This is a genomic window from Methylobacterium sp. SyP6R (genome assembly GCF_019216885.1).
Taxonomy (GTDB): domain Bacteria; phylum Pseudomonadota; class Alphaproteobacteria; order Rhizobiales; family Beijerinckiaceae; genus Methylobacterium.
This window is the reverse complement of the sequence record NZ_JAAQRC020000001.1, coordinates 570844-593672: the sequence shown is the minus strand read 5'-3', so window position 1 is coordinate 593672 and position 22829 is coordinate 570844. Positions and strand designations below refer to the sequence as shown.

General features: G+C 70.7%; 22 protein-coding genes. 6 read left to right on the top strand and 16 right to left on the bottom strand.

Translation table 11 applies throughout. The annotated features are described in order from the left end of the window. Positions 1-406 precede the first annotated feature (406 nt). Positions 407-1075, bottom strand: coding sequence for an acyl-homoserine-lactone synthase (locus HBB12_RS02705; RefSeq protein ID WP_272913241.1), 669 nt, complete (start codon positions 1073-1075; stop codon positions 407-409). Between the two features lie 706 nt (positions 1076-1781). Further along, positions 1782-2519, bottom strand: coding sequence for a LuxR family transcriptional regulator (locus HBB12_RS02700; protein ID WP_236987946.1), 738 nt, complete (start codon positions 2517-2519; stop codon positions 1782-1784). 273 nt (positions 2520-2792) lie between these two features. Here HBB12_RS02700 and purS point away from each other — a divergent pair, with 273 nt between their 5' ends. Then, the gene (gene purS / locus HBB12_RS02695; RefSeq protein WP_048449910.1) at positions 2793-3035 is read left to right on the top strand and encodes a phosphoribosylformylglycinamidine synthase subunit PurS; all 243 of its coding nucleotides are present in this window, start codon (positions 2793-2795) and stop codon (positions 3033-3035) included. Continuing rightward, positions 3032-3718, top strand: coding sequence for a phosphoribosylformylglycinamidine synthase subunit PurQ (gene purQ / locus HBB12_RS02690; RefSeq protein WP_236987945.1), 687 nt, complete (start codon positions 3032-3034; stop codon positions 3716-3718). Before purS ends, purQ begins: the two co-directional genes overlap by 4 nt. 218 nt (positions 3719-3936) lie before the next feature. Here purQ and HBB12_RS02685 read toward each other — a convergent pair whose 3' ends face one another. The 10 genes from HBB12_RS02685 to gap all read right to left on the bottom strand — a co-directional run bounded on the left by HBB12_RS02685 (position 3937) and on the right by gap (position 12369). Beyond that, positions 3937-4482 (bottom strand): adenine phosphoribosyltransferase, encoded by a 546-nt coding sequence (locus HBB12_RS02685; protein ID WP_048430036.1) that lies wholly within the window; start codon positions 4480-4482, stop codon positions 3937-3939. A gap of 74 nt (positions 4483-4556) precedes the next feature. Next, positions 4557-5351 carry an inositol monophosphatase family protein gene (locus tag HBB12_RS02680; protein ID WP_203152910.1) on the bottom strand — a complete coding sequence of 265 codons (795 nt, stop codon included), beginning with the start codon at positions 5349-5351 and terminating at the stop codon, positions 4557-4559. A 191-nt stretch (positions 5352-5542) separates the two neighbouring features. Beyond that, a complete protein-coding gene (locus HBB12_RS02675) occupies positions 5543-5986 on the bottom strand; it encodes a hypothetical protein (protein ID WP_236987944.1) in 444 nt (147 codons plus the stop codon). A 132-nt stretch (positions 5987-6118) separates the two neighbouring features. After that, entirely contained in the window at positions 6119-6394 is a 276-nt protein-coding gene (locus tag HBB12_RS02670; protein ID WP_236987943.1) for a hypothetical protein, read from the bottom strand. Positions 6395-6424: 30 nt separating this feature from the next. After that, positions 6425-7489, bottom strand: a complete 1065-nt coding sequence (locus HBB12_RS02665; protein ID WP_236987942.1) for a tetratricopeptide repeat protein — start codon at positions 7487-7489, stop codon at positions 6425-6427. Between the two features lie 2 nt (positions 7490-7491). Then, on the bottom strand, positions 7492-8208 hold the full coding sequence (locus HBB12_RS02660) for a thiamine phosphate synthase (protein WP_236987941.1): 717 nt from the start codon (positions 8206-8208) through the stop codon (positions 7492-7494). A 130-nt stretch (positions 8209-8338) separates the two neighbouring features. Further along, positions 8339-9424 (bottom strand): class II fructose-bisphosphate aldolase, encoded by a 1086-nt coding sequence (gene fba, locus HBB12_RS02655; RefSeq protein WP_236987940.1) that lies wholly within the window; start codon positions 9422-9424, stop codon positions 8339-8341. Positions 9425-9512: 88 nt separating this feature from the next. After that, complete coding sequence (locus HBB12_RS02650) at positions 9513-10715, bottom strand: phosphoglycerate kinase (RefSeq protein ID WP_236987939.1); 1203 nt, start codon at positions 10713-10715, stop codon at positions 9513-9515. Between the two features lie 41 nt (positions 10716-10756). Then, complete coding sequence (locus HBB12_RS02645; protein ID WP_236987938.1) at positions 10757-11251, bottom strand: hypothetical protein; 495 nt, start codon at positions 11249-11251, stop codon at positions 10757-10759. A gap of 110 nt (positions 11252-11361) precedes the next feature. Continuing rightward, the gene (gene gap / locus HBB12_RS02640; protein WP_093568149.1) at positions 11362-12369 is read right to left on the bottom strand and encodes a type I glyceraldehyde-3-phosphate dehydrogenase; all 1008 of its coding nucleotides are present in this window, start codon (positions 12367-12369) and stop codon (positions 11362-11364) included. 561 nt (positions 12370-12930) lie between these two features. Here gap and HBB12_RS02635 point away from each other — a divergent pair. The 3 genes from HBB12_RS02635 to HBB12_RS02625 all read left to right on the top strand — a co-directional run bounded on the left by HBB12_RS02635 (position 12931) and on the right by HBB12_RS02625 (position 14935). Beyond that, the gene (locus HBB12_RS02635; RefSeq protein ID WP_236987937.1) at positions 12931-14061 is read left to right on the top strand and encodes a GGDEF domain-containing protein; all 1131 of its coding nucleotides are present in this window, start codon (positions 12931-12933) and stop codon (positions 14059-14061) included. A gap of 150 nt (positions 14062-14211) precedes the next feature. Further along, positions 14212-14499 carry a DUF4164 domain-containing protein gene (locus HBB12_RS02630; RefSeq protein WP_236987936.1) on the top strand — a complete coding sequence of 96 codons (288 nt, stop codon included), beginning with the start codon at positions 14212-14214 and terminating at the stop codon, positions 14497-14499. 55 nt (positions 14500-14554) lie between these two features. After that, complete coding sequence (locus tag HBB12_RS02625) at positions 14555-14935, top strand: cell division protein ZapA (RefSeq protein WP_236987935.1); 381 nt, start codon at positions 14555-14557, stop codon at positions 14933-14935. 254 nt (positions 14936-15189) lie between these two features. On the opposite strand, the gene HBB12_RS02620 is transcribed toward HBB12_RS02625, so the two are convergent. The 4 genes from HBB12_RS02620 to HBB12_RS02605 form a co-directional block, all read right to left on the bottom strand. After that, a complete protein-coding gene (locus tag HBB12_RS02620; protein ID WP_236987934.1) occupies positions 15190-16431 on the bottom strand; it encodes an IS110 family RNA-guided transposase in 1242 nt (413 codons plus the stop codon). A gap of 513 nt (positions 16432-16944) precedes the next feature. Beyond that, a complete protein-coding gene (locus tag HBB12_RS02615; RefSeq protein WP_236987933.1) occupies positions 16945-19788 on the bottom strand; it encodes an ATP-binding protein in 2844 nt (947 codons plus the stop codon). Between the two features lie 142 nt (positions 19789-19930). Further along, entirely contained in the window at positions 19931-20344 is a 414-nt protein-coding gene (locus HBB12_RS02610) for a DUF3830 family protein (RefSeq protein WP_165089608.1), read from the bottom strand. Positions 20345-20413: 69 nt separating this feature from the next. Then, entirely contained in the window at positions 20414-21688 is a 1275-nt protein-coding gene (locus HBB12_RS02605; protein WP_236987932.1) for an allantoate amidohydrolase, read from the bottom strand. 227 nt (positions 21689-21915) lie between these two features. On the opposite strand from HBB12_RS02605, the gene HBB12_RS02600 reads away from it, so the two are divergent. After that, a complete protein-coding gene (locus HBB12_RS02600) occupies positions 21916-22818 on the top strand; it encodes a LysR family transcriptional regulator (protein WP_236987931.1) in 903 nt (300 codons plus the stop codon). Positions 22819-22829 lie beyond the last annotated feature (11 nt).

Genomic DNA, 22829 nt, shown 5'->3' with positions numbered 1-22829 from the left:
CGATGCACCGGGCCGTCGGACCATCTCGAATTTTCAATGCCCAGACAGAGACTTGGCAATAAGTCGCGACTTGGCAAGAATTCGAGACTTGGGAAGAATTCAAGACTTGGCAAAAATTCGAGACCGGACGAGAATTCGAGGCCGGAAGCGAGGGTCGTTGTCGAAGACCCTCGGCATGACGGGCGGGACACGATCCGGTCCGGCGGAGTGGACGGCCGGGGATGGGCCGGTACGGAGACGGTGACGCCGCAGGTCGCCCGGGTTTCTCCCGGCGCCTCCTCGGTCATGGCGGTCGTGATGGCGCGGAGCGAGACGCCCGCCCCGGCGGCGGGATGGTCGAGGACGACCGCTCCCATCGACGCACGGCCCTGCGACGACATCTGATTGTCGGTCGACATCCGTCATCTCAAGCCGACAGGGTGCGGTCGGATGCAGGGTGGTCGTAGGCGGGAACGAGATCCTTCGCCCGGACCAGGGACGGCGCGTCGATCCCGTAGACGGCGCGGGTCGCCTGCAGAGCCTCCTGCGTCATCTCGATCGTGAAGGCGCAGATCGACAGTCCCTCATGGGCGAGGGGCAGGCCCAGAGGCCGCGGGCGCCAGCCGAGGGCCGAGACCTTCGGGATCCAGTAAGCCTCGGCGACCACGTTCATGCGCGGGATGTGCCGATCGAGACAATACTCCACCATGCCCGCCGCGACGATGCCGGCCACCCGCGACAGCCGCTTGTCCTCCCGGTAGCGGGGGGCGACGAAGAAGCGGGTCCATTCCCAGATCTCCGCCGACCGCTCGAAGCCGCGCTCCTCGGCCAGTTGCGGGAACACCTCGCTCAGCAGCGTCGGCCCGAGGGACGGCAGCAGGCGCGTGCCTCCCGCGACCTCGCCATCCGCCCCGATCGCCAGGAGATACACGGTGCTGTCGGTATCGAACTGATCGATCTCGCGGCCGTCGACCGCGCGCAGGGCACTCCACTTCTGCTCATCCATGTAAATCTTCTTACGAAGAACATGATGTTGATCGATGGCATCAGCGTAAGCGCTGCGGTTCGTTCGATCGATGACGTGAAGCCGGATCATGCGGGTATCTCTCTCGCTCTGGCAGCATTCGCGCAGACGAGAGGGTGTCCCGGTATCCCGAAAAATAGTGATGGAAGGGCTGACTTTTACGGCGCACCGATCGCTAGAGCATTTTCCGACGAAGTGGATGCCGGTTCGTCGCAGAAAATGCGGCAACATCAAAGACCTAGAGAGCTTCGCGATTGCAACGCGATCGTGAAGTGCTCTAGGCCGTTCGGATTATATCATGATGCCAGGGTCACGGCGGTCCGCGCACCCGCCAAGACTTGACGCGAAATGGCTCGGCGAGCGACGTGTCGGCCGGCGTTGCGCCTGCGGACCGTCCCGCATGGGCGGCGGGTCGTGGCTGCACAGATGACGGGATGCGCCGCCCGCTCGGTCGCCGGGCAAGATCCGGCGGGCGCCGAAGCCGTTCGCGTACACGGGCGGCCGGACATCCGCTCCCGACCGGACATCGACGTGCCACGCCGGGCACCGAAGGGGACGTTACGCCCCCGGCCGCGCCGGAGGACGCCCGCCGCACTGGCGCCGCCGCAGCGATCGACGATGGCGGCCGGGAGTTTCGCCAAAGGCATCAAGCCGGGGCGCAGGGCGCAACATTGCCTGAAGTATTTTTAGACAAAATGGATAACATTTCGTCGGAACATACTATCGCAAAATAGATAAACCAAGGAACCGTCCGATCGCAACGTGATCGGGCAGCGCTTTAGAGCGTGATCTCACGCCGCCGCAAGGCCTCGACCACAGTGTGGGTCGTGTTGCGTGTGCCGATCTTCACGCGGGCGTTCTTGAGATGCGTGTTGACGGTCTGGTTGGAAATACCCAAAATGTCGGCGACTTCTTCGGATGTGTGGCCGAGCGCTGCCCACGACAGCACGTCGCGCTCGCGGGCGCTGAGCAGCCGTCCGGTCGGCTTTCGCCGCTGGGCCGTGGTCCGTTCCGCCGCCCCCCAGGCGTAGAGCCCGAGCATGTGGACGCCGCGGCGGACACGCGGGGGCAACTCGACCTGCCGCCCTGCCAGGGACACGACCGCCTGGAAGCCCATCGCGTCGTGGATCGGCACGCAGAATCCGACCGCCATGCCGTGGTCGGTCGCCTCGTCCATGACGCGGCGGGCGCGCGGCAGGATTTCCGGCTCGTAATGCACTTCGGTCCAGGTGAACGGCTCGATAGTCCGGTAGCAATGTCGGACCACCGGGTCGTAGCGGTAATGGCCGACCCGATCGTAATGCGACAGCCAGCCCTTAGGCCAGATGCTGAGCAGGACGTTAGGTCCCAGTCGCTCGCTCGGCTGCGGCAACCGCGTGATCGTGAAGTACGTGAAGCCGCAATCCTTGACGAGATCGAGCACGCGCTGCTGCACGTCGAGCGGATCCGACATCTCGTCGAAGCCGTCGATCAGGTCGAATGATTGGCGAATGAACGCGTCACCAGCGTCCGACATGACCCACCCCTGAACCCCGCACCCGCGCGCGAAGCGACCTCGTCCACCGTGCGATCGCCGCCGGCCCTGGTCCAGTATTAGAATCCTACCAGCAAAGATCAATGTGTGCGCCGGCCCATATAACACCCAAAGGACCTGACGCCCGGGACCGGCCGATGGACCGCTCCTCGCGCTGTCGTCGTCCCGGTGCGAGCCGCACCCGGCGTTGCCTCGGGGACCGTTCCGCACTATCGGAAGCCGGAAAGAAGCCCTCCGCTGCCGAAGGTCTGGCCGATGAAAGCGCGCGTCACCGTTACCCTGAAGACCGGCGTCCTCGACCCCCAGGGCAAGGCGATCGAGGGGGCGCTGCGCTCGCTCGGGATCACCGGCATCGCCGGAGTGCGCCAGGGCAAGTTCTTCGAGGTCGAGGTCGAGGCCGCCGACGAGGCCGCCGCCGAGGCGACCGTGAAGGCGGCCTGCGACCGGCTGCTCGCCAACACCGTGGTCGAGAACTACCGCGTCGAGATCGCCCGATGAAGGCCGCAATCGTCGTCTTCCCGGGCTCGAACCGCGAGCGGGACGTCGCGCGGGCCCTGCGCCTTTCGGGCGCCGAGGTGGTGACCGTCTGGCACACCGAGACCGAATTGCCCGCCGGCACCGACCTCGCGGTCCTGCCCGGCGGCTTCTCCTACGGCGATTACCTGCGCTGCGGCGCCATCGCCGGGCGGGCTCACGCCATGGACGCGGTGCGGGCGCACGCCGCCCGCGGCGGGCTCGTGCTCGGCATCTGCAACGGCTTCCAGATCCTGTGCGAGTCCGGCCTGCTGCCGGGCGTGCTGATGCGCAACGTCAACCGCCGCTTCCTCTGCCACCGGCAGACCCTGCGGGTCGAGCGCACCGACACCGCCTTCACGAAGGCCTACACGCAGCACCAGGTGATCGACGTCTGCATCGCGCATGGCGAGGGCAACTACTTCGCCGATCCCGAGACCCTGGCGCGGATCGAGGGCGAGGGAAGGGTGGCGTTCCGCTACTGTGACGCGGCCGGCGGGCTCACGGTCGAGGCCAACCGCAACGGCTCGCTCAATTCCATCGCCGGCATCTATTCCGAGAGCCGCAACGTCCTCGGGCTGATGCCGCACCCGGAGAATTTCGTGGAAGGCCTGGTCGGCGGCACCGACGGGCGCGGGCTGTTCGAGAGCCTGGCCAAGGCGGCGTGAGGGGAGCTTTTCGGCTGCTCGCCCCATCCATCCCACTCTCGACCTCATCCTGAGGTGCCCACGCAGTGGGCCTCGAAGGAGGGCTCCAGCTAGCTCAGAGACTTCTGGAGCCCTCCTTCGAGGTCAGTCGATCTTCGATCGACTGACACCTCAGGATGAGGTGGGCGGAGTGGGATGAATAACGATTACGAGGCGGGCCTTGCAGCCCGCCTTTTTCGTCAGTGCCCGTCGAACTCGATCAGGGTCCGCACCGGCAGGTCGAGGGCGCGCAGGCGGTCGGCGCCGCCGAGTTCCGGCAGGTCGATGACGAAGCAGGCCGCCACCACCTCGGCGCCGATCCGGCGCAGCAATTCCACCGCCGCCGTGGCGGTGCCGCCGGTGGCGATCAGGTCGTCGACGAGGATCACCCGGTCGCCGGGCTTCACCGCGTCGGAATGGATCTCCATCTCGTCGGTGCCGTATTCGAGCGCGTAGGCAATCGAGACCGTGGTGTGGGGCAGCTTGCCCTTCTTGCGGATCGGCACGAAGCCCGAGGAGAGCTGGTGGGCGATGGCGCCGCCGAGGATGAAGCCCCGCGCCTCGATGCCGGCGACCTGGTCGATCCGGCCGCCCGCGTAAGGGTGCACCAGCTCGTCGACCGCGCGCCGGAAGGCGCGGGCGTCGCCGAGCAGGGTGGTGATGTCGCGAAACATGATGCCGGGCTTCGGATAGTCCGGGATCGAGCGGATCGCGTCCTTGAGAGCGGACGTGGTGCGCGGGTCCATGGCGTAGGGCCTTTTTTCGAGAGTTCGGCGGGGAAGGCCCGGGGCCGGTCGGGAACCGGCCCGGGCGGCTGCCGTCAGCCGCCGACCTTGCGCAGGATGGCGACCAGCTCGCGCTGGAGCACCTCGTTGCCGCAGGCGACCGAGCGGGCGGTCATCGGGTCGGCGCCGCCATCGGCGCTGCTGGCGAAGCCCCCGGCCTCGCGCACCAGGAGCAGGCCGGCGGCCATGTCCCAGGTCTGGAGGTCGCGCTCCCAGTACAGGTCGGCCCGGCCGCAGGCGACCGCCGCGAGGTCGAGGGCGGCCGAGCCGGTCTGGCGCACGCCGCCGGTCACCGCCATCACGGCGGCGAGTTCCTTGAGCAGGCGCGGATGGCTGCCGCGGCCGAGATAGGGCGAGCCGTAGAGCGCCAGGCTGTCGGCGAGGTCCTGCCGGCCGGCGACCCGCAGGCGCTTGTTGTTGAGGAACGCGCCCTTGCCGCGCTCGGCGATGTAGAGCTCGTCCTTGATGGGCTCGTAGATCACCGCGGCCACCATCGTGCCCTCGCGCTCGAGGCCGACCGAGATGCAGAAATGCGGCACGCCGTGCAGGAAGTTGGTGGTGCCGTCGAGGGGGTCGACGTGCCAGGTATGGGTCTTGTCCTGGCCCTCGATGACCCCGCTCTCCTCCATGATCAGGCCGTAGCCCGGCCGGGCCTTCATCAGAGCCTCGCGCAGGGTCGCCTCGGCCTTGCGGTCGGCGGCGGTGACGAAGTCGCCCGGGCCCTTTCGCGAGACCTGCAGGTTCTCGATCTCGCCGAAATCGCGCTTGAGCCCGCGCGCCGCCTTGCGCACGGCATCGACCATCACGGTCATCAGGGGGGAGACGATCATCGGGCGGCGGCTCCCGGAATGCGGGTCGGGGTCATAGGTGGTCCTTGATGGCGGGCGCGGTTGCCCTGCACGACGAATGCAAACGGAATGCGGCCCGCACCTCGCGGCACGGGCAGCGTCACTGATGGATGCCTCTAAGCCGCATCGCGCGGCATGTCACATCGGTTCGTGGAGAAAATCCGGCCTGCGTCTCACACGGGGGCCGTCGCCTCGCCGAACAGGAGGTCCAGCCGCGCCGGCAGCCCGTGGCGACGCCGGACCACGTCCCGCGTCGCCCGATCGACCGCGACCTCGTCGGCGTGCAGGAGCAGCAGCGCCATCAGCCCTTGCGTCAGCGCCGCCCGGCAATCGAAGGCGAGACCCGCATCGATCGCGGCCAGCCGGTCGAGGGAGTGGTCGATGGGATCGTCGCGATCCGGCCCGTCCTCGCGCCCCGGGGCGCGCGCGAATTCCGCCACCCGGGCCCGCCCGACGGCGGGATCGGCCAAAGCCGCCGCCTGGTTGTAGAGCACGGCCTTGAGGAGGGCGGGCACGCGGTCATCCGCCAGCGCCCGCTCGGTGACCGCGAGGCAGCGGGACAGGTCCATCCGCGCGCCCTCGATCAGGCGGGCTTTCCGGCGCGCCTCGGCCGTCATCCGGACGAGCTCCCGGGCCGACAGAGCCGCGAGCGCGAGGATCGCGATAATAATGGCCGTTTCTTGCATGATCAGCACCGGGGCGCGGATGTCCGGGGTGAAAGATAGGGACGAAGGGCGGGTTTGTCGCGGTTACAGCGATTTCCTGGCCTTCTCGATCATGCGCTTCCCGCCCCGCTGCGCCTCGATCTCAAGCTCGGCCTTCTTGGTACGCAACGCGATCAGCGCATCCACGTAGTTGCGCAGCAGCCAGAGCAGGCAAAATCCACAACCCGCAGCAACCGTCCAGGCCGGAGGCGCGCCGACCGCCAATGCCCCGAACGTTCCAAGGATCGCCAGGGCGAAGACAAGGTCGTCCGGGCCGAACCGCTTCAGGCCTTTGACCGCCTCGGTCAGTGCACGTTCCACGATGCCCTCCGGTAGATGGACATCACCCGCTCACGGCCCCGCCCGGTCCGCCGCCAGCCGCTCGGCCCGGGCCTTCTCCTCCGCGTTGAGCCCGGACACCGCCTGGGTGAGCCAGGCATCCGACAGCCCCTGCGCCCGGGCGGCGATGTCCCAGGCGGCGGCCTCGACGAGGTTCTTCTGCACGCCGCGGCCGCTGGCGTAGAGCCGGGCGACCCGGTTCTGGGCCACGGCGTTGCCCCGGAAGGCGGCGTGGCGGAAGTAGCGGGCGGCGCGGGTCTCGTCCTTCGGCACGCCCTCGCCGTTGAACAGCAGGATCGAGAACTCGACCTCGCCGGCGAGATCGCCGTTATCGGCCGCGCGGCGGAACCAGCCGGCGGCCTTGGTCGTGTCCTTGGGCACGCCGCGGCCCTGGAGGTAGAGCACGCCGAGCGCGTGCTGGGCCGGGGCCAGCTCCTGGTGGGCGGCCTGGCGCAGCAGCTCGACGGCGCGGGTCAGGTCGGCGGGCGTTCCGGTGCCGAGGAGGATCAGGGCGAGGTTGTAGCTCGCCGTGGCATCGGCCCGGGCGGCGGCCTTCTCCAGGAGGGCGCGGCCCGCGGCCTGGTCCTTGGGCACGCCGCGGCCCTCGATCTGCATCATGCCGAGGGTGGCGGCGGCATGGGGATCGCCGAGATTGGCGGCCAGTCGGTACCACTCGGCGGCCCGCGCGGGATCCTGGCGGACGCCGAGGCCCTGGCTGTAGAGTTCCGCCAGCAGGGTCATGGCGGGAAAGTCGGTCTTGTTCTTCTCCAGCCGCTTCGTCGCCTCGCGGAACGCCGTGACGTAGAAGCCGCGCTGATAGGCGCCGTAGGCGAGATCCGCATTCGGGTCGTTCGAGGGCGCGGGCGGCAGCGAGGCCGCGCCCGGCAGGGTCTGGTTCGACTTCGACGCGCCGAAGGTGTTGGTGGTCGCGCCGAAATTCGGCGGGACGACGCCCGGCTTGACGCCTCCCGGTGTGGCGGATTCGGCCGGAGCCGGGACCGAGCGGGCCCCGGCCGGCCCGGCCGCGAGGCCGAAAGCCCCGAGAAGCGCGAGAGTCGCGAGGCGGGAATTCCGCATTCTCACCCCTCCCCGCCCGCGGGGCGGTTCCGGATCGCGGCCTGCGCCTCGGCCACCGCGGCCTCGCCCCCCTCCCCGGCCCAGAGGGCGGGATCGAGGCCGATGAACTCGGCCCCCGTGGCGACGAGGTCCGGCACGTCCTCGAGGTTGCGGGCGAGCGCGATGCAGGGCGTCTCGAAGATCTCGACCCACCAGGTCAGCCGCGCCAGGAGGTCGTCGTGGGCAAGCTTCGACTCGTCGCCGAACAGGACGTAATCGGCGCCGGCCTCGCCGGCCTCCATGGCGGCGTGCTTGCTGCGCAGGCGCCCGACCCCGAGGATGCGGCCGTCGCGCAGGCGCTCGCGGAGCGCACGCAGCGGGCCGTCGCTCTCCTCGTCCTCCGCCTCGTCGCCGTCGGCCTCCGCGGGGATGTCGGCGTCCGGCTGATCCTCCGCCCCGTAATTCGCCGGGACGTGGACGCCGTCGGCGCCGCTGCGGGAGGCCACGGTGGCCAGATCGATGCCGCCGCCGCCGGCCAGCACCAGGGCGGCGCCGGCCTCCTGCACCGCCGGCGCCACCGCCTTGACGGCGTTGACCAGCGCCCGCTCGTCGCCGGGCGGCAGGCGCAGGATCACCGCGGCGACGTCGCCGGCCGCGACCGCGCGCGCCAGCCTGTCCTTCAGGTCCGGGCCGGCCTCGGGGGCGGTGAGGAGGATCAGGCGGGTCTGGGGATCGGCCATCGGGGTCTTCGAGCCTTCGGGACGGACAGGGGCGCAAAACGCGCGGGGCGGACGGCCCCCCGGCCGCCCGCCCTGCTGCATGGTCAATGGGGCGGCGATGCGGCGCGAGATCACCCGCGCCGCAAGGGCCTTACTCCGCGGCGGCCTTCGACGGGGCGAAGGACGGGTCGAGCTTGCCGGCGGCGTAGCGCTTGGCCATCTCGGACAGCGCGACCGGACGGATCTTGCCGGCGTTGCCCGCCGTGCCGAACTCCTCGAAGCGCTGCTTGCACAGCTTCGTCATCGCGTCCATCGCCGGCTTCAGGTACTTGCGCGGGTCGAACTCGGCCTTGTTCTCCATCAGGATCTTGCGGATCTGGCCGGTCATCGCCATCCGGTTGTCGGTGTCGATGTTGATCTTGCGCACGCCGTGCTTGATGCCGCGCTGGATCTCCTCGACCGGCACGCCCCAGGTCGGCTTCATCTCGCCGCCATACTGGTTGATGATGTCCTGGAGGTCCTGCGGGACCGACGAGGAGCCGTGCATCACCAGGTGGGTGTTGGGCAGGCGGCGGTGGATCTCCTCGATCACGTTCATCGCCAGCACCGCGCCGTCGGGCTTGCGGGTGAACTTGTAGGCGCCGTGCGAGGTGCCCATGGCGACGGCGAGCGCGTCGACCTTGGTGGCCGCCACGAATTTTTCCGCCTCGGCCGGGTCGGTGAGCAGCTGGTCGTGCGACAGGACGCCTTCGGCGCCGTGGCCGTCCTCGGCCTCGCCCTCGCCGCTCTCGAGCGAGCCGAGCACGCCGAGCTCGCCCTCGACCGAGCAGCCGGCCCAGTGCGCCATCTCGGTCACCTTGCGGGTGATCTCGACGTTGTAGTTGTAATCCGCCGGAGTCTTGCCGTCGGCCTTCAGCGACCCGTCCATCATCACCGAGGTGAAGCCGTACTGGATCGCAGTGGCGCAGGTCGCCTCGTTGTTCCCGTGATCCAGGTGCATGCAGACCGGGATGTGGGGATAGATCTCGACGAGGCCGTCGATCAGCTTGGCCAGCACGACGTCGTTGGCATAAGACCGCGCGCCGCGGCTCGCCTGCAGGATCACCGGCGAATCGGTGGCGTCGGCCGCCGCCATGATGGCGAGGCCCTGCTCCATGTTGTTGATGTTGAAGGCCGGCACCCCGTAGCCGTGCTCGGCGGCGTGGTCGAGGAGTTGCCTAAGCGTGATGCGCGCCATGTCGAAATCCTCCGAGACTGTCACTGTTGCTGGATTATAGCGGAAGGGTCGGCCGGCGTCCTAACGCGGCCGACCTGAACGAAAACCCTCAAGCTTGCCGGCGCAGGGCGTCGACGCCCGGGAGCGGCTTGCCCTCGAGCCATTCGAGGAAGGCGCCGCCGGCCGTCGAGATGTAGGTGAAGTCCGCCGACACGCCGGCATGGTTGAGCGCCGCCACCGTATCGCCGCCGCCCGCCACCGAGACGAGCTTGCCGGCCTTGGTGCGCGCCGCCGCGTGGCGGGCCGCCGCCACCGTGCCCTGGTCGAAGGGTGCGATCTCGAAGGCGCCGACGGGGCCGTTCCACACCAGGGTCCTGGCGTCGTCGATCGCCGCCGCGATCCGGTCGACCGACAGGCTGCCGATGTCGAGGATCATGCCGGTGTCAGGGATAGCGTCGACCCCGTAGGTGTGGTGGGGGGCGCCTGCCTTGAACTCCTCGGCCACCACGCCGTCGACCGGCAGGATGATGGCGCAGTTGTTCTCGCGTGCCGCCTCGATGATGGCTTGGGCGGTGGCGGCCAGATCCCGCTCGCACAGCGACTTGCCGACGCCGAGGCCGGCGGCGTGCAGGAAGGTGTTGGCCATGCCGCCACCGATCACCAGGGCATCGACCTTGGCGACGAGGTTCTTGAGCAGGTCGATCTTGGTCGAGACCTTGGAGCCGCCGACGATCGCCACCACCGGCCGGGCCGGGGCCTCGAGGCCCTTGGTCAGCGCGTCCAGTTCGGCCTGCATCAGGCGGCCGGCATAGGCCGGCAGCACGTGGGCGAGGCCTTCCGTCGAGGCATGGGCCCGGTGGGCGGCCGAGAACGCCTCGTTGACGTAGACGTCGCCGTTTGCGGCCAGCGCCTCGACGAAGGCCTTGTCGTTCTTCTCCTCGCCGGCGTGGAAGCGGGTATTCTCCAGCATCAGGACGTCGCCGTCCTTCAGGCTCGCGACCGCCGCGGCGGCCGTCTCGCCGATGCAATCCTCCGCGAAGGCGACCGGGCGGCCGAGTTCCCTGGCGGTCGCCTCGGCGATCGGGCGCAGGGATTCGGCGGCGACCGGCTTGCCCTTCGGGCGGCCGAAATGGGCCAGCAGAACCACCTTCGCGCCGGCCTCGACGAGTTCGTTAAGCGTCGGCAGCACGCGCGTGATGCGGGTGGAATCGGTGACGCGGCCCTGGTCCATCGGCACGTTGAAGTCGACGCGGACGAGGACGCGCTTGCCCTTCAGGTCGCCGGCATCGTCGAGGGTACGGAACTGGGTCATCGGCGGGGGCACCTTGCGGGATAAGGGGAAGGGCGCGGGGATCAGCGCGGCGGGATCAGGCCCTGGAGGTTGAGGCGCTGCGCCACCAGGGTCAGCGCCACCGTCAGCACGGCCGTGACGATCGCGGTGACGATCAGGGCGCCGGCACCCGGCAGGCGGCGGGTGCGGTCGGCAATCGCCCGGACCTCGTTGCGCAGGGCGGCGAGGTCGGACTGGCGGGCGGCCTCGTTCATGCGGGCGCCGGCCGCCTCGACCCGGTCCTCGACGCGGGCGAGCAGGGCCTCGGAGCGGGCATACTTGTCCTCGATCCGCGAGGCCTTGTCCTCGATGCGGGCGAGCTGGTCGGCGACGCCGGGAGGCAGCGCGACCGGCTGGGGCTGCGCGGAGACCGGAACGGAAGGAGTGGCCGGCGGGACGTGCGCCGGGACGGCGGACACCGTGGTCGGCACTGGGGCGGCCGGGCTCGGCACCTGTCCCTGGAGCAGGGCGGTGTCGGCGGCGTTCGCGGGGCGGGGGGCGGGCACGGCGTCGGTCATCGGCGGATCCTCGGGGGCGAATCCTGGGGCAAGGCGGGCGGCCCCGCGACGGGGCCGCCCGAAAACGAAGGCCGGCGCCCGAGGGAGCCGGCCCGTCGCGTCGGCCGCGATCAGATGAGCTTGGCCATCGCGATGGCGGTGTCGGCCATGCGGTTCGAGAAGCCCCACTCGTTGTCGTACCAGGTCAGCACGCGCACGAAGGTGCCGTCCATGACCTTGGTCTGGTCGATGTGGAAGGTCGAGGAGTGGGGATCGTGGTTGAAGTCGATCGAGACGTTCGGGGCCTCGGTGAAACCGAGCACGCCCTTGAGCGGGCCGTTCGCCGCGGCCTTGATCGCCTCGTTGATCTCGGCGACCGAGGTGGCGCGCTTGGAATTGAACTTGAAGTCGACGACCGAGACGTTCGGGGTCGGCACGCGGATCGAGGTGCCGTCGAGGCGGCCGTTCAGCTCCGGCAGAACCAGGCCGACGGCCTTGGCGGCGCCGGTCGTGGTCGGGATCATCGACAGGGCCGCGGCGCGGGCCCGGTAGAGGTCCTTGTGCATCTGGTCCAGCGACGGCTGGTCGTTGGTGTAGGAGTGGATCGTGGTCATGAAGCCGCGCTCGATGCCGACGGCGTCGTTGAGCACCTTGGCGACCGGAGCCAGGCAGTTGGTGGTGCAGGAAGCGTTGGAGACCACCAGGTGGTCGGCCGTCAGCTTGTCGTGGTTGACGCCGTAGACGACCGTGAGGTCGGCGCCGTCCGCGGGAGCCGAGACGAGGACGCGCTTGGCGCCGGCATCGAGGTGGAGCTTCGCCTTGTCCTTCGAGGTGAAGATGCCGGTGCATTCCATCGCGATGTCGACGCCGAGCTCGCGGTGGGGCAGCTCGGCCGGATTCTTGATCGCGGTGACGCGGATGCGCTGCCCGTCGACCACGATGTGGTCGCCTTCGACCGAGACGGTGCCGGGGAACTTGCCGTGGACCGAGTCGAAGCGCAGCAGGTGGGCGTTGGTCTCGACCGGGCCGAGATCGTTGATGGCCACGACCTCGATGTCGGTGCGGCCGGCTTCCTTGATGGCGCGCAGGACGTTGCGGCCGATGCGTCCGAAGCCGTTGATGGCGACCTTGACCGTCATGTGTTCTCTCCCGTGGACTCGGTGTGGCGGAGGCGGTGGGGGCGGCGACGCCCCGGAGCGGAACGGGCCGCACGGATCGGTCCGGCGCGGCGCGTCTCGACGCTGACGAAGGGCCGGCGCTCGCCGGCGCGGCCTGCTGCTCTCCTGGTCCCGCACGCACCGGCCGTCCCGGCGGGGACGGCACTGGCGGGGAGCACGGGAGGCGTCACGGCAGCTCGTATTTCTGTCAATCCGCCGGCGACAGCCGCCCGGCGGGGGCGCGGGCTTCCTAACATGGTGCCGGGGCGTGTCAAACCCGAGCGGGGCTTTGGGGAAAACCATCCCGTCGACGGCCTCGATCCTGCGGCATCGCGCGGTTTTCGAGTCGGATGAAACGGCGTTCACGCCCGTGCGCGCAAGCGGCCGTCATCCTCCCGCCACGATGACGCCGGCGATGATCGGGCCCGGACATCGTCGAGAAGACACTTAACCATGCTCGCGCAACGGGGAGGAGACGATCGGAACCGTAACGAAGATGGCAATCGCCGGCGCGTATGCCGTGAGGCCTAGGTGACGGCAGCGATGCAGATCGATCTTCACACCCTCTATTGCCTGATTGTGGGAACGGTGCTGGTCGCCGCCGCGACGATGTTGTGGGAGCGCCAGGCCCACAAGCGGCGCGCGCGCGAGCTCGGAATCTGGACCGGCGCCTTCCTGGCCTTCGCGGCGGGCTTGGTCGTGTCGATCAACCGGGCCGCCCTGCCGGGTATCCTGGGCTCGGCGCTCGGCAACCTGCTGATCGTGTCCGGCTACCTGATGATCCTGCACGGCGTCGCCCTCCTCGACGGGCGGGCGCGGCTGCGCCTGCCGCTCGCCGTGCTCGCGGTGCTCGCTCTCCTGTGGGCGACGCTCGGGGTCCGCTTTCCCGTTGTCCTCTGGACCTATGTCGGCTCGCTGCCGATCGCGCTCGCCTGCGGTCTCACCGCCTGGCGGCTCCTGCGCAGCCGCACCGCCCGGGCCTTTCGTGCGCGGCGGCTCGCGATCGCGGTCGCGGGCGGGCACGCCCTATTCTACCTGGCTCGGGCCCTGGTGACGCCGGTCATCGTGGCCCTCTACGGCGACTGGCTGATGCCGGTCTTCGGCAAGATGACGATGTACGAGGGCGTGCTCTACTCCGTCGCCATGCCGATGGGGCTGATCGCGCTCGTGCGCGAGGAGGCGCAGGCGAGCGCCCTGGCGGCGGCCCGCACCGACTACCTCACCGGCCTCCAGAACCGCCACGGCTTCTTCGAGGACGGCGCGCGGCTCCTCGATCGACGGCCCGCGGCACTCCTCGCCTTCGACCTCGACCACTTCAAGGCGATCAACGACCGCCACGGCCATGCCGCCGGCGACGCGGTTCTGCGGCTCTTCGCCGACACGGCGCGGCGGGCGGCCGGGCCGGACGCGCTGGTCGCCCGGCTCGGCGGCGAGGAATTCGCCGCCCTGCTGCCGGGCTTCGACCTCGTTGCGGCGCGGCAGGTCGGCGAGGGCATCGCCCGCCGCTTCGCCGCTTCGTCCGTGCACCGCGACGGGCCCGGCATTCCGGCGACCGTCAGCGTCGGCCTGGCGGCCGGACGCGGCGACCTCACGGCCCTGCTCTCGGCCGCCGACCGCGCTCTCTACCGGGCCAAGGCGGCCGGGCGGAACCGGCTGGAGGTGGCGGCGGCCTGATTGTCCCCACCGTCCCCAGGATGGAGCCCCCCACGCCCGGCGGATCGGCACGACGATTGCGACGCGGGCCCCGGACCATTAGGGTTTCGGCCGGGTATCCCTGGTCTTTTCAGTCGGCGTTGTCGCGTCCGGCGTTTTTCGGAGGTGAGCATGACCGCAGCGGTGGAGGAGGCGTTGCGCCGCCTCGAAGCCTCGGTGTCGCTGCTCGAATCCGCGGTGACGCGCCGGCTCGACGCGGAGCGCAGCCACAGCGACCTCGAGACCGAGCTGGAGATCATGCGCGACGACCGGGCCCGGCTGGCGGCGGAACTCGACGGGGCGACGGCGCGCCTCGCCGAGATGCAATCGGTGACCGAGGAGGTCGATCACCGCCTCGGCCGCGCCATCGGCACCGTCGAGGGCGTGCTCGGCCGCAACGGCGAGCGGGGCGAGGGCTGAGGCCGCCGGACCTACCGGTGTCGGACTGGCGTTTCATGCGTTCGAGGAGGGGGCGATGCCTCAAGTGACGGTCACCATCGCCGGCAAGACCTACCGCATGGCCTGCGGCGAGGGCGAGGAGCGCCACCTCGAAGGGCTGGCCGCGAGCTTCGACGCCCGCATCGGCGACATGCGCAAGGCCTTCGGCGAGATCGGCGACATGCGCCTGCACGTGATGGCGGCGCTGACGCTCGCCGACGAGTTGGCGGAGACCAAGCGCCGGATGGAGGCGATGGAGCGCGAGACCGCGGCGTTGCGCGAATCCACCGATGCCGGCAGCGCCGAGCGGGAAGCCTCGGAGGCGCGGCTGGCCGAGACCGTGCAGCGCACGGCGGAGCGGATCGAGCGGCTGGCCAAGCGGCTCGGGTCGGTGCCGGGCGGGGCGCAGGGGGGGTGACGCATCTTTCGCGAAGTTCTGCCCGGCTGGTACCGACAGGGCTTGACATCGGAAGTTGCGAAGATGCGGGAGGGACGGTTGCCGCGCAGGCCACCCTCCCCCCTCTGCGGGGGAGGGTGGCCTGCGGAGCAGGCCGGGAGAGGGGACGCCGCTTCCGAAAAAGGCTAAATAGAAACTCGCTATCCAAGGTGGCACTCGCCGCCGCGGCTCGCGAAACGGTTTCATTCGCCAGGGACCGCGAAGCCGGTGAACAACTAAATAGAAACTGGCTCTACGGGTTTGATTTCGCACGCAAATCCAAGGCGCTCGATCTGCCGCACGAGCGCCTTGGCGCGGATGGTCGGGGCCGCCTTGCGGCCGTGATCAGGCCCGGGATCGACGTAAGCCGTGCCGGCCTTGAGCATGTGATAGATCGCGGTCAACATCGAAGCGGCGACCGCGCAGATCGCCTTCTTGGGGCCGCGCCGGCCGCGCAAGCGCTGGAACTGCGCCCTGATGTAGCTCGCCTTCTTGCGCACTCCGGCCCAGGCGGCCTGCACCAAGGCCGTCTTGAGCCAGGGCGCGCCCTTGCGCAGCCGCGTCGAGCGCCGCTTGCCCGCGCTCTCGTCGTTTCTCGGGCACAGCCCGGCCCAGGAGATCAGATGGCCGGCGGTCGGGAAGCGGCTCATGTCGGGGCCGATCTCGGAGAGGATCACCTGCGCGGTGAGGTCACTGATGCCCGGGATCGTCACCAGCAGCTTCACCGCTTCCCGGAAAGGGCCGAGGTCGCGCTCCACCTGCGCGTCGATCTCCGCGATCGCTCGCCCCAACCCGTCGTACTGGCGTAGATGCACACCGAGCAGGAAACGGTGGTGATCCCCGATCCGGCCCGTGAGCGCGGCCCGGATCGCCTCGGGCGCCGCCTTCACCCGCGGGCTGACCAGCGCCTGCAGCCCAGCCGGATCGCGCTCGCCCTTGACCAGCGCGTCGAGCACGGCGCGACCGGACTGGCCCATGATGTCGGTGAGCACCGAGGCGAGCTTGAGGTTGGCCTCCTCGAGGGTCTTCTGGATGCGCTGGACGTGGCTGGCCTGCTCGCGGACCAGTTGCTTGCGGGTGCGCAGCAGGTCGCGCATCGCCTGGGTCTGAGCCTCGGGCACGAAGCTGGCGCGGATCAGGCCGTGGGCGAGCAGGTCGGAGAGCCAAACCGCGTCGGCGACGTCGGTCTTGCGGCCGGGCACGTTCTTGACATGGGCGGCATTGGCCAGGATCAGGGTGCGGCTGTCGGCGTCGAGGACCTGCCAGACCGGGCGCCAGTAGATGCCGGTCGCCTCCATGGCGACATGGGTGCAGGCGTGCTCGTCGAGCCAGGCGGAGAGGTCGAGCAGAGCGGTCGTGGTGGTGGCAAACGTCCGCACCTCACGCTGAACCTCGCTGCTCTCGGCCAGACGGATGGCTGCGACGACGGTGTCCTTGTGAACATCGAGGGCGGCGCAGCGGGGGTAGAGGACCTTCATCACGATCTCCTTGCCGTCAGGCCGCCGGCGCAGGCTCCCGTGAGATCAAATCTAAATGACGCGCTCCGGGGCTGGCCCGAGGACCGGCCCGTGACGCAAGCGAGGGGACTGAAGAGGAGCCCGGATCCAACTGATACGCGGGGTCTGGCACACCAAAGACGAACCGATCTCTCCGCCGACGGCAAGTCCACTCTGCCATATGTTTCATCCGCAAGGGACCGCGAAGCCGGTGACGAACTGATACGAAATCCGGAAGATGACTTCCGGATTTCGTATCATCAGCCCGCGCGGCGCCTGCGCTTTCCGCATCGCGAAGCGATCAATCGGAAAGCGTATGAATCGTTCTGACGGGCGCTTCCTGGATCAGCGTCGCGCTGCCCCTCTCCCGGCTCACTTCGTTCGCCACCCTCCCCCGCAGAGGGGGGAGGGTTCATGCTCTCGGCCGTCGCTCCCGGGCGGCTGGACCTGCTATGCCGCTTGCGGCGTAACCCGCCAACGCAACTCCGGCTCCGCTCACGCCGCCCGCAGCGTCTCGATCTGCGCCAGCGCCGCCGCCCGGGCCGCCTCGATCCGGCGCTGGAGGTCCGGCAGGTCGGCGCCGGCGAGGCAGGCTTCCTCGATCTCGCGGCAGAGGTCGGACAGGCCGGTGAAGCCGAGCAGGCCGGCGGCCGAGATCATCGCGTGGGCATCGCGGGCAAAGCCCGCGCGGTCGCCGCTGCGGGCGCGGAAGCGCTGCTCCAGCTCCGCCGCCAGCATGCCCAGCAGGCCGTCGATCCGCTCCGGCCCCATCAGCGTGCGGGCCGCCGCGAAGGCGTCGATATCGACCAGCACCGGAACGGAGACCACGGCGCCGTCGGCCCGGTGCTGCGCGATGGCCGCGGCGAGCTCGGCGCGCTTGAACGGCTTGCCAACATGGCCGTCCATCCCGGCGGCCCGGAAGGTCTCGAGCTGGGCCGGCAGCACGTTGGCGGTCATCGCGACGATCGGCACGGTGCCGACCGGCCCGGGCATCGCCCGGATCACCTTCGTGGCGGTGATCCCGTCCATGCCGGGCATCTGCACGTCCATCAGCACGAGGTCGTAGGGGCGCGCCCGCACCGCCTCGATCGCCGCCGCGCCGTCGCCGGCGACGTCGACGCTGTGGCCGTCGGCCTCCAGCACCGCCCGGGCGAGATCCTGGTTGATCGGCACGTCCTCGACCAGCAGCAGGTGGGCCGGCCGCACCGGCTCGGGCCGCCCTTCCGCGGCTTCCGCCGCCGGCGCGGCGCAGGCCGGGAGCCTGACCCGGAACCAGAAGGTCGAGCCGGCGCCCGGCCGGCTCGCGACGCCGATCGTCCCGCCCATCAGCTCGACGAGGCCCTTGCAGATGGCGAGGCCGAGCCCGCTGCCGCCGTATTGCCGGCGGATCGAGCCGTCGACCTGGCTGAAGCGCTGGAACAGCCGGCCGTGCTGCTCGGGGGCGATGCCGATGCCGGTATCGGAGACCGAGAAGCGCAAGGTCCCGCCCTCGATCCCGCCCTCGGCCTCGACCCGTACCGCGACCCGGCCGGCGGGGGTGAACTTGACGGCGTTGTTGAGGAGGTTGAGCAGGATCTGGCGCAGGCGGTCGGGATCGCCCCGGACCCAATCCGGCACCGCGGCATCGAGGGAGACGTCGAGGACGAGGCCCTTGGGCTCGGACAGGCCGCGCACGATCGAGGCGGCGTTGTCGACCAGCGCCGCGGGGGCGAAGGGCACCTCGGCGAGCGCGATGCCGCCGGCCTCGATGCGCGAGAAGTCGAGGATGTCGTCGACGACGGTCAGCAGCGCCCCGCCCGCCGCGGCGATCCGGTCGACGTAGCGCCGGTGCCGGCCCGGCAGGGTGCGGTCGGCGAGCAGGAGGTCGGCATAGCCGATGACGCCGTTCAGCGGCGTGCGGATCTCGTGGCTCATCGAGGCCAGGAAGTCGGTCTTGGCCTGGCTCGCCCGCTCGGCGGTGATCCGCGCCTCTTCGAGGGCGCGCGCATGGCGCTGGCGCTCGCCGACGTCGCGGAAGGTCGCGATGATCGCGGGCTCGCCGGGCGCCGCGCCCGGGATGCGCCGGAACGCCCCCTCGACCCAGACCCAGGCCCCGGTGCGGTGGCGGGCCCGGCAGACCACGCTGACCTGCGGCTCGCCGGCGGCGAGGCGGCGGGCCTGGGTCACCAGCAGGGCCAGATCCTCGCGGTGGACGCCGTCGCGCAGGCGCATCGCCACGGCCTCCTCCGGCGTGTAGCCGAGGAGGCGCCGCACCGCCGGCGAGACGTAGCTGCGCCGTCCGTCGTCGTGGGCGAGCACGATCAGCTCGCTGGTATTCTCGGCGAGCAGCCGATAGCGCGCCTCGCCGGCCGAGAGCATGCCGGCGGCGCGGCGCGCCTCCGCCTCGAGGTCGCGGTGGCGCACCAGCGCCCGGGTCAGCCCGAAGCCGAGGCCGACGAGGACGGCGCTGATGCCGAGCACCACCGCGGCGTCCTGCTGCACGCCCTCGCGCCAGGCCGCCAGGGTCTCGTCCCTCGAGACGCCGGTGGTGACGAGGAGCGGCGCGCCGGAGACGCGCTGGAAGCTGCCGTAGCGCCGCACGCCGTCGATCGGCGAGGCGGTGCCGTCGAAGGTGCCGCCGGCGGCCCCCGCGGCGGCCCGCATCAGCGAGCCGCCGGCGACGCTGCGGCCGACCTTGTCCGGCACGTAGGGGTGGCGCACCAGGATCACGCCGTCGCTGCGCAGGAGCCCGATGGCGCCGTTGGGGCCGAGATCGAGCCGGCCGTAGAGCCGCTGCAACTCGGTGAGCGACAGGTCGGCCACCGCCACGAGCGGCGTCTCGCCCGGGCGCGGCACCACCAGCCGGGCGACGCTGACGAACCAGGAATCGGCCGGCCCGACCCGGGTCGGCTGCCCGATCGCCAGTTCGGACTGGCCCACCGCCAGGGCGGCGCGGACGAGATCGGCATCGTTGGGCCGGCCGGCGCTGCCGGCCCCGCCCTGGCCGAACAGGGGGCTGCCGGTGCTGCCGTCGAGCACCCGCACCGCCATCACCGCCGGGATATGGGCCATCAGGCCGGAGAGGAGCTGGCGGGTATAGGCCTGGTTCGCCCCGAAGGTGTGCGCGTCGACCCGGGCGGCGGCGGCGCTGAGCAGCATGTCGACGGAGGAGACGAGGCGGTTCGCTTCCTGGCCCAGCGCCTGGGCCACCGCCTCGGCGGTGCTGCGGGCGTCGCGGATCGTGCGCTCGTAGTCGCGGGTGTCGGTCCAGACCGTGACCGTGGCCAGCCCGAGGCAGGTCGTCAGCACGCCCACCCAGACGCCGCCGACGAGAGAGCGGTAGGACCGTTTCAGGTTCATCTCACCAACGCCCCGCGCGCGCCCGTCCGGGGGCCGCGAACGGCCTCCCGGGCGGGCCGCCCGACAGGCGTACGGGGCGGATCGCCCCGCCGCAAGGGGCTCCTGTCAGAGCATACCCCGCGGCGGTTCCCGGATCAGGCGGTCACGGTGCCTCGAAGCGGATCGGCTGGGCGCCCTTGAGCAGCGTCATGCGGCCGAGGTCGTAGACGTGCTCGATGCCGGTGGTGATGGTCAGGAAGTGGTTGCCGGCGAGTTGGCCGACCTTGCTGGCGAAATGCACGCCGCCATAGGCGAGCAGGATTTCGGTCTCGCTGATGCCGCCCGGATAGAGGATCATCTGGCCCGGGGCCGGGTAACTGGTGTGGTTCTCGTAGCCGACGCCGAAATCGAGATCGCCCAGCGGCATCCACACGCCCTCGCCGCTCCAGCGCACGTGGATGACCTCGCTCACGAAGGGCAGGGCCTTGAGGAAGGCCGCGCAGGTCTGGGGCGCCTTCTCGAGCTCGAGCCGGCCGACGAGGTCGAACGGGCCGGCCTTGATCTTCAGTTCCTTCACGGGGTCTCTCCTGGTCGAGGGGTAGGAAGTGGGACCGAGCCCGACGAAGCGAGAGCCGGGCCAGACGGATCAGGGACGCAGCGATTCCGGCCCTAGGTGCCGCAGCACGTCGACGAGCAGGCGCGTCGCCACGTCGACATCGGCCTCGGTCACGGATTCGGCCGGGGAATGGCTGAGCCCGCCGGCGCAGCGCACGAAGATCATGCCGATCGGGCACAGGCCGGCCAGAGCCAGGCCGTCATGGCCGGCGCCGCTCGCCAGGCGCAAGGGGGCGAGCCCCAAGCGCGCGATGCCGTCGGACAGGGCGTCCATCAGCCCGGGCGCGCAGGACGCCGCGGGCTCGTCGTAGCTGCCCTGCCGGCTCACCGTCACGCCACGGCGCGCGGCGATCGTCCCGAAGGCGGCGTCGAGGCGCGCGAGCGCGGCGTGGCGCACGGCGTCGCTCGGGCTGCGCAGGTCGAGGCTGAACCGGGTGAGCGCCGGGATGACGTTGACGGCGCCCCGCGGCACCTCGATCTGGCCCACCGTGGCGACGAGATCGGGGGTCCCGTTCGCCTCGGCCTCGATCGCCAGAACCATCTCGGCCGCCGCCGCCAGGGCGTCGCGGCGCAAGGCCATCGGCACCGTGCCGGCATGACCCGCCCGGCCCTCGACCGTGACGACGAGGCGGCTCGCCCCGGCAATCGCCGTGACGATGCCGACCGGCAGGCCTGCATCCTCCAGGACCGGGCCCTGCTCGATATGGACTTCCAGGTAGCCGAGCACCGAGGCCGGATCGCGGGCGAGGCCCGCCACGCCGTCGGGGTCGCAGCCGAAATCGCGCAGGGCCTGGGCCAGGCTGATCCCGTCGCGGTCGCGGGCCTCCAGGAAATCGGGCCGGACCAGCCCGGCGAGCGCCCGCGAGCCCGTGAGGGTGACGGGGAAGCGCACCCCCTCCTCGTCGCCGAAGGCCAGCACCTCGACCGCGAAGGGCAGGCGCTCGCCCGCCTCGTGCAGCGCCTTCACGGCGGAGATCGCCGTCACCACCCCGAGATTGCCGTCGTAGCGGCCGGCGTTGCGCACGGTGTCGATGTGGGAGCCGAGCAGCAGGGTCGGGGTGCCGGGCGTCGCCGCCTCGTAGCGGCCGACCACCGTCGCGGCGGCATCGAGCCGGACGCTCATGCCCGCCTCCTCCATCCAGGCCGCCACCTGCCGGGCGGCCTCGGCATGGGCGGGGGTGAGGTAGAGGCGGGTGAGCCCGTCCGGATCGGCGCTGAAGCGCGCGAGCGCGTCGAGGCGGGCCATCACCTCGGCGCCGAGGCAAGTGGCGAGGGATGGGTGGGGAAGCGGCCTGTCGTGCGGCATGGCGGTCAAGTCCGTTCAGCGGCGCGGGAGGTCAGTGACTCCGGGGTATGGCCGGGCCGTGGGGCTGTCCAGCCGCATCGTGCTCGACGGAGGCCAGGACGGCATCGGTCGAGGCCCGCCGCGTGCCCGGATCGCAGCCTCACCACTGGGACTCCCGCCCCTCGACGTCCAATATTCCGTTGCGTATGGTCCAGTCGTTTTTCGTCTGGATCGGCCCAGCCCCTCCCGTGGAATTGCGGCACCTGCGCTACTTCGTGGCGGTGGCGGACTCCTTGAGCTTCACCGGGGCGGCGGAGCGCCTGGGCGTCTCGCAACCGCCGCTGAGCCAGCAGATCCGCGACCTGGAGGCGGAGCTGGGCACGCCGCTCCTCTGGCGCACCAGCCGCAGCGTGGCGCTGACCCCCGCCGGCACCGCCTTCCTCGCCCGGGCGCGGCATATCCTGGCGGAGGTGGAGGAGGCCTGCGCCGAGGCCCGGGCGATCGGGGCCGGGCGCAGCGGCACCCTCGATGTCGGCCTCACCGGCTCGATCCTCGCCGGCCCCCTCGGGCGGCTGATCCGCCTCTTCGGCGAGCGCTACCCCGCCGTGCTGGTGCGTCTGCACGAGATGCCGCCGGGCGAGCAGCCGGCGGCGCTCCATGCCCACCGCACCGATCTCTGCTTCCTGCGCCGGCCGCCGGAGGATCCGTCGTTGCGGGTGGTGCGGGCCTGGCCCGAGGCGGTCGGCGTCGCCCTGCCGGCGGGGCACCCCCTGGCGGAGCGCGCCGCCATCGCCTTGGGCGACCTCTCCGACGAGCCCTTCGTCTCGCTGCGCCTGCGCGATTCGCGCTTCGCGACGTATCTGCAGGAGGCCTGCCTGTCGGCCGGCTTCGTGCCGCGGATCGTGCAGCAGGTGGTCGAATCGGCTTCGCTCGTGAACCTCGTGGCGGCGGGGCTCGGCGTCGCCCTGGTGCCGGCCTCGGCCGGCGCGCTGCCCCGGCCGGACATCGCCTACCGCCCGCTGGCCGGGCCGGCCCCGGTCGCCGACGTCTGCGCCCTCTACCGGGTGCCGGCCGGCGCCGTGACGGAGAATTTTTTGAACCTGATGCGCGACGCGCTCGGCCGGGCCGATCCGGACCGTGCCGGCTCGTAGGGTTTCTGAAA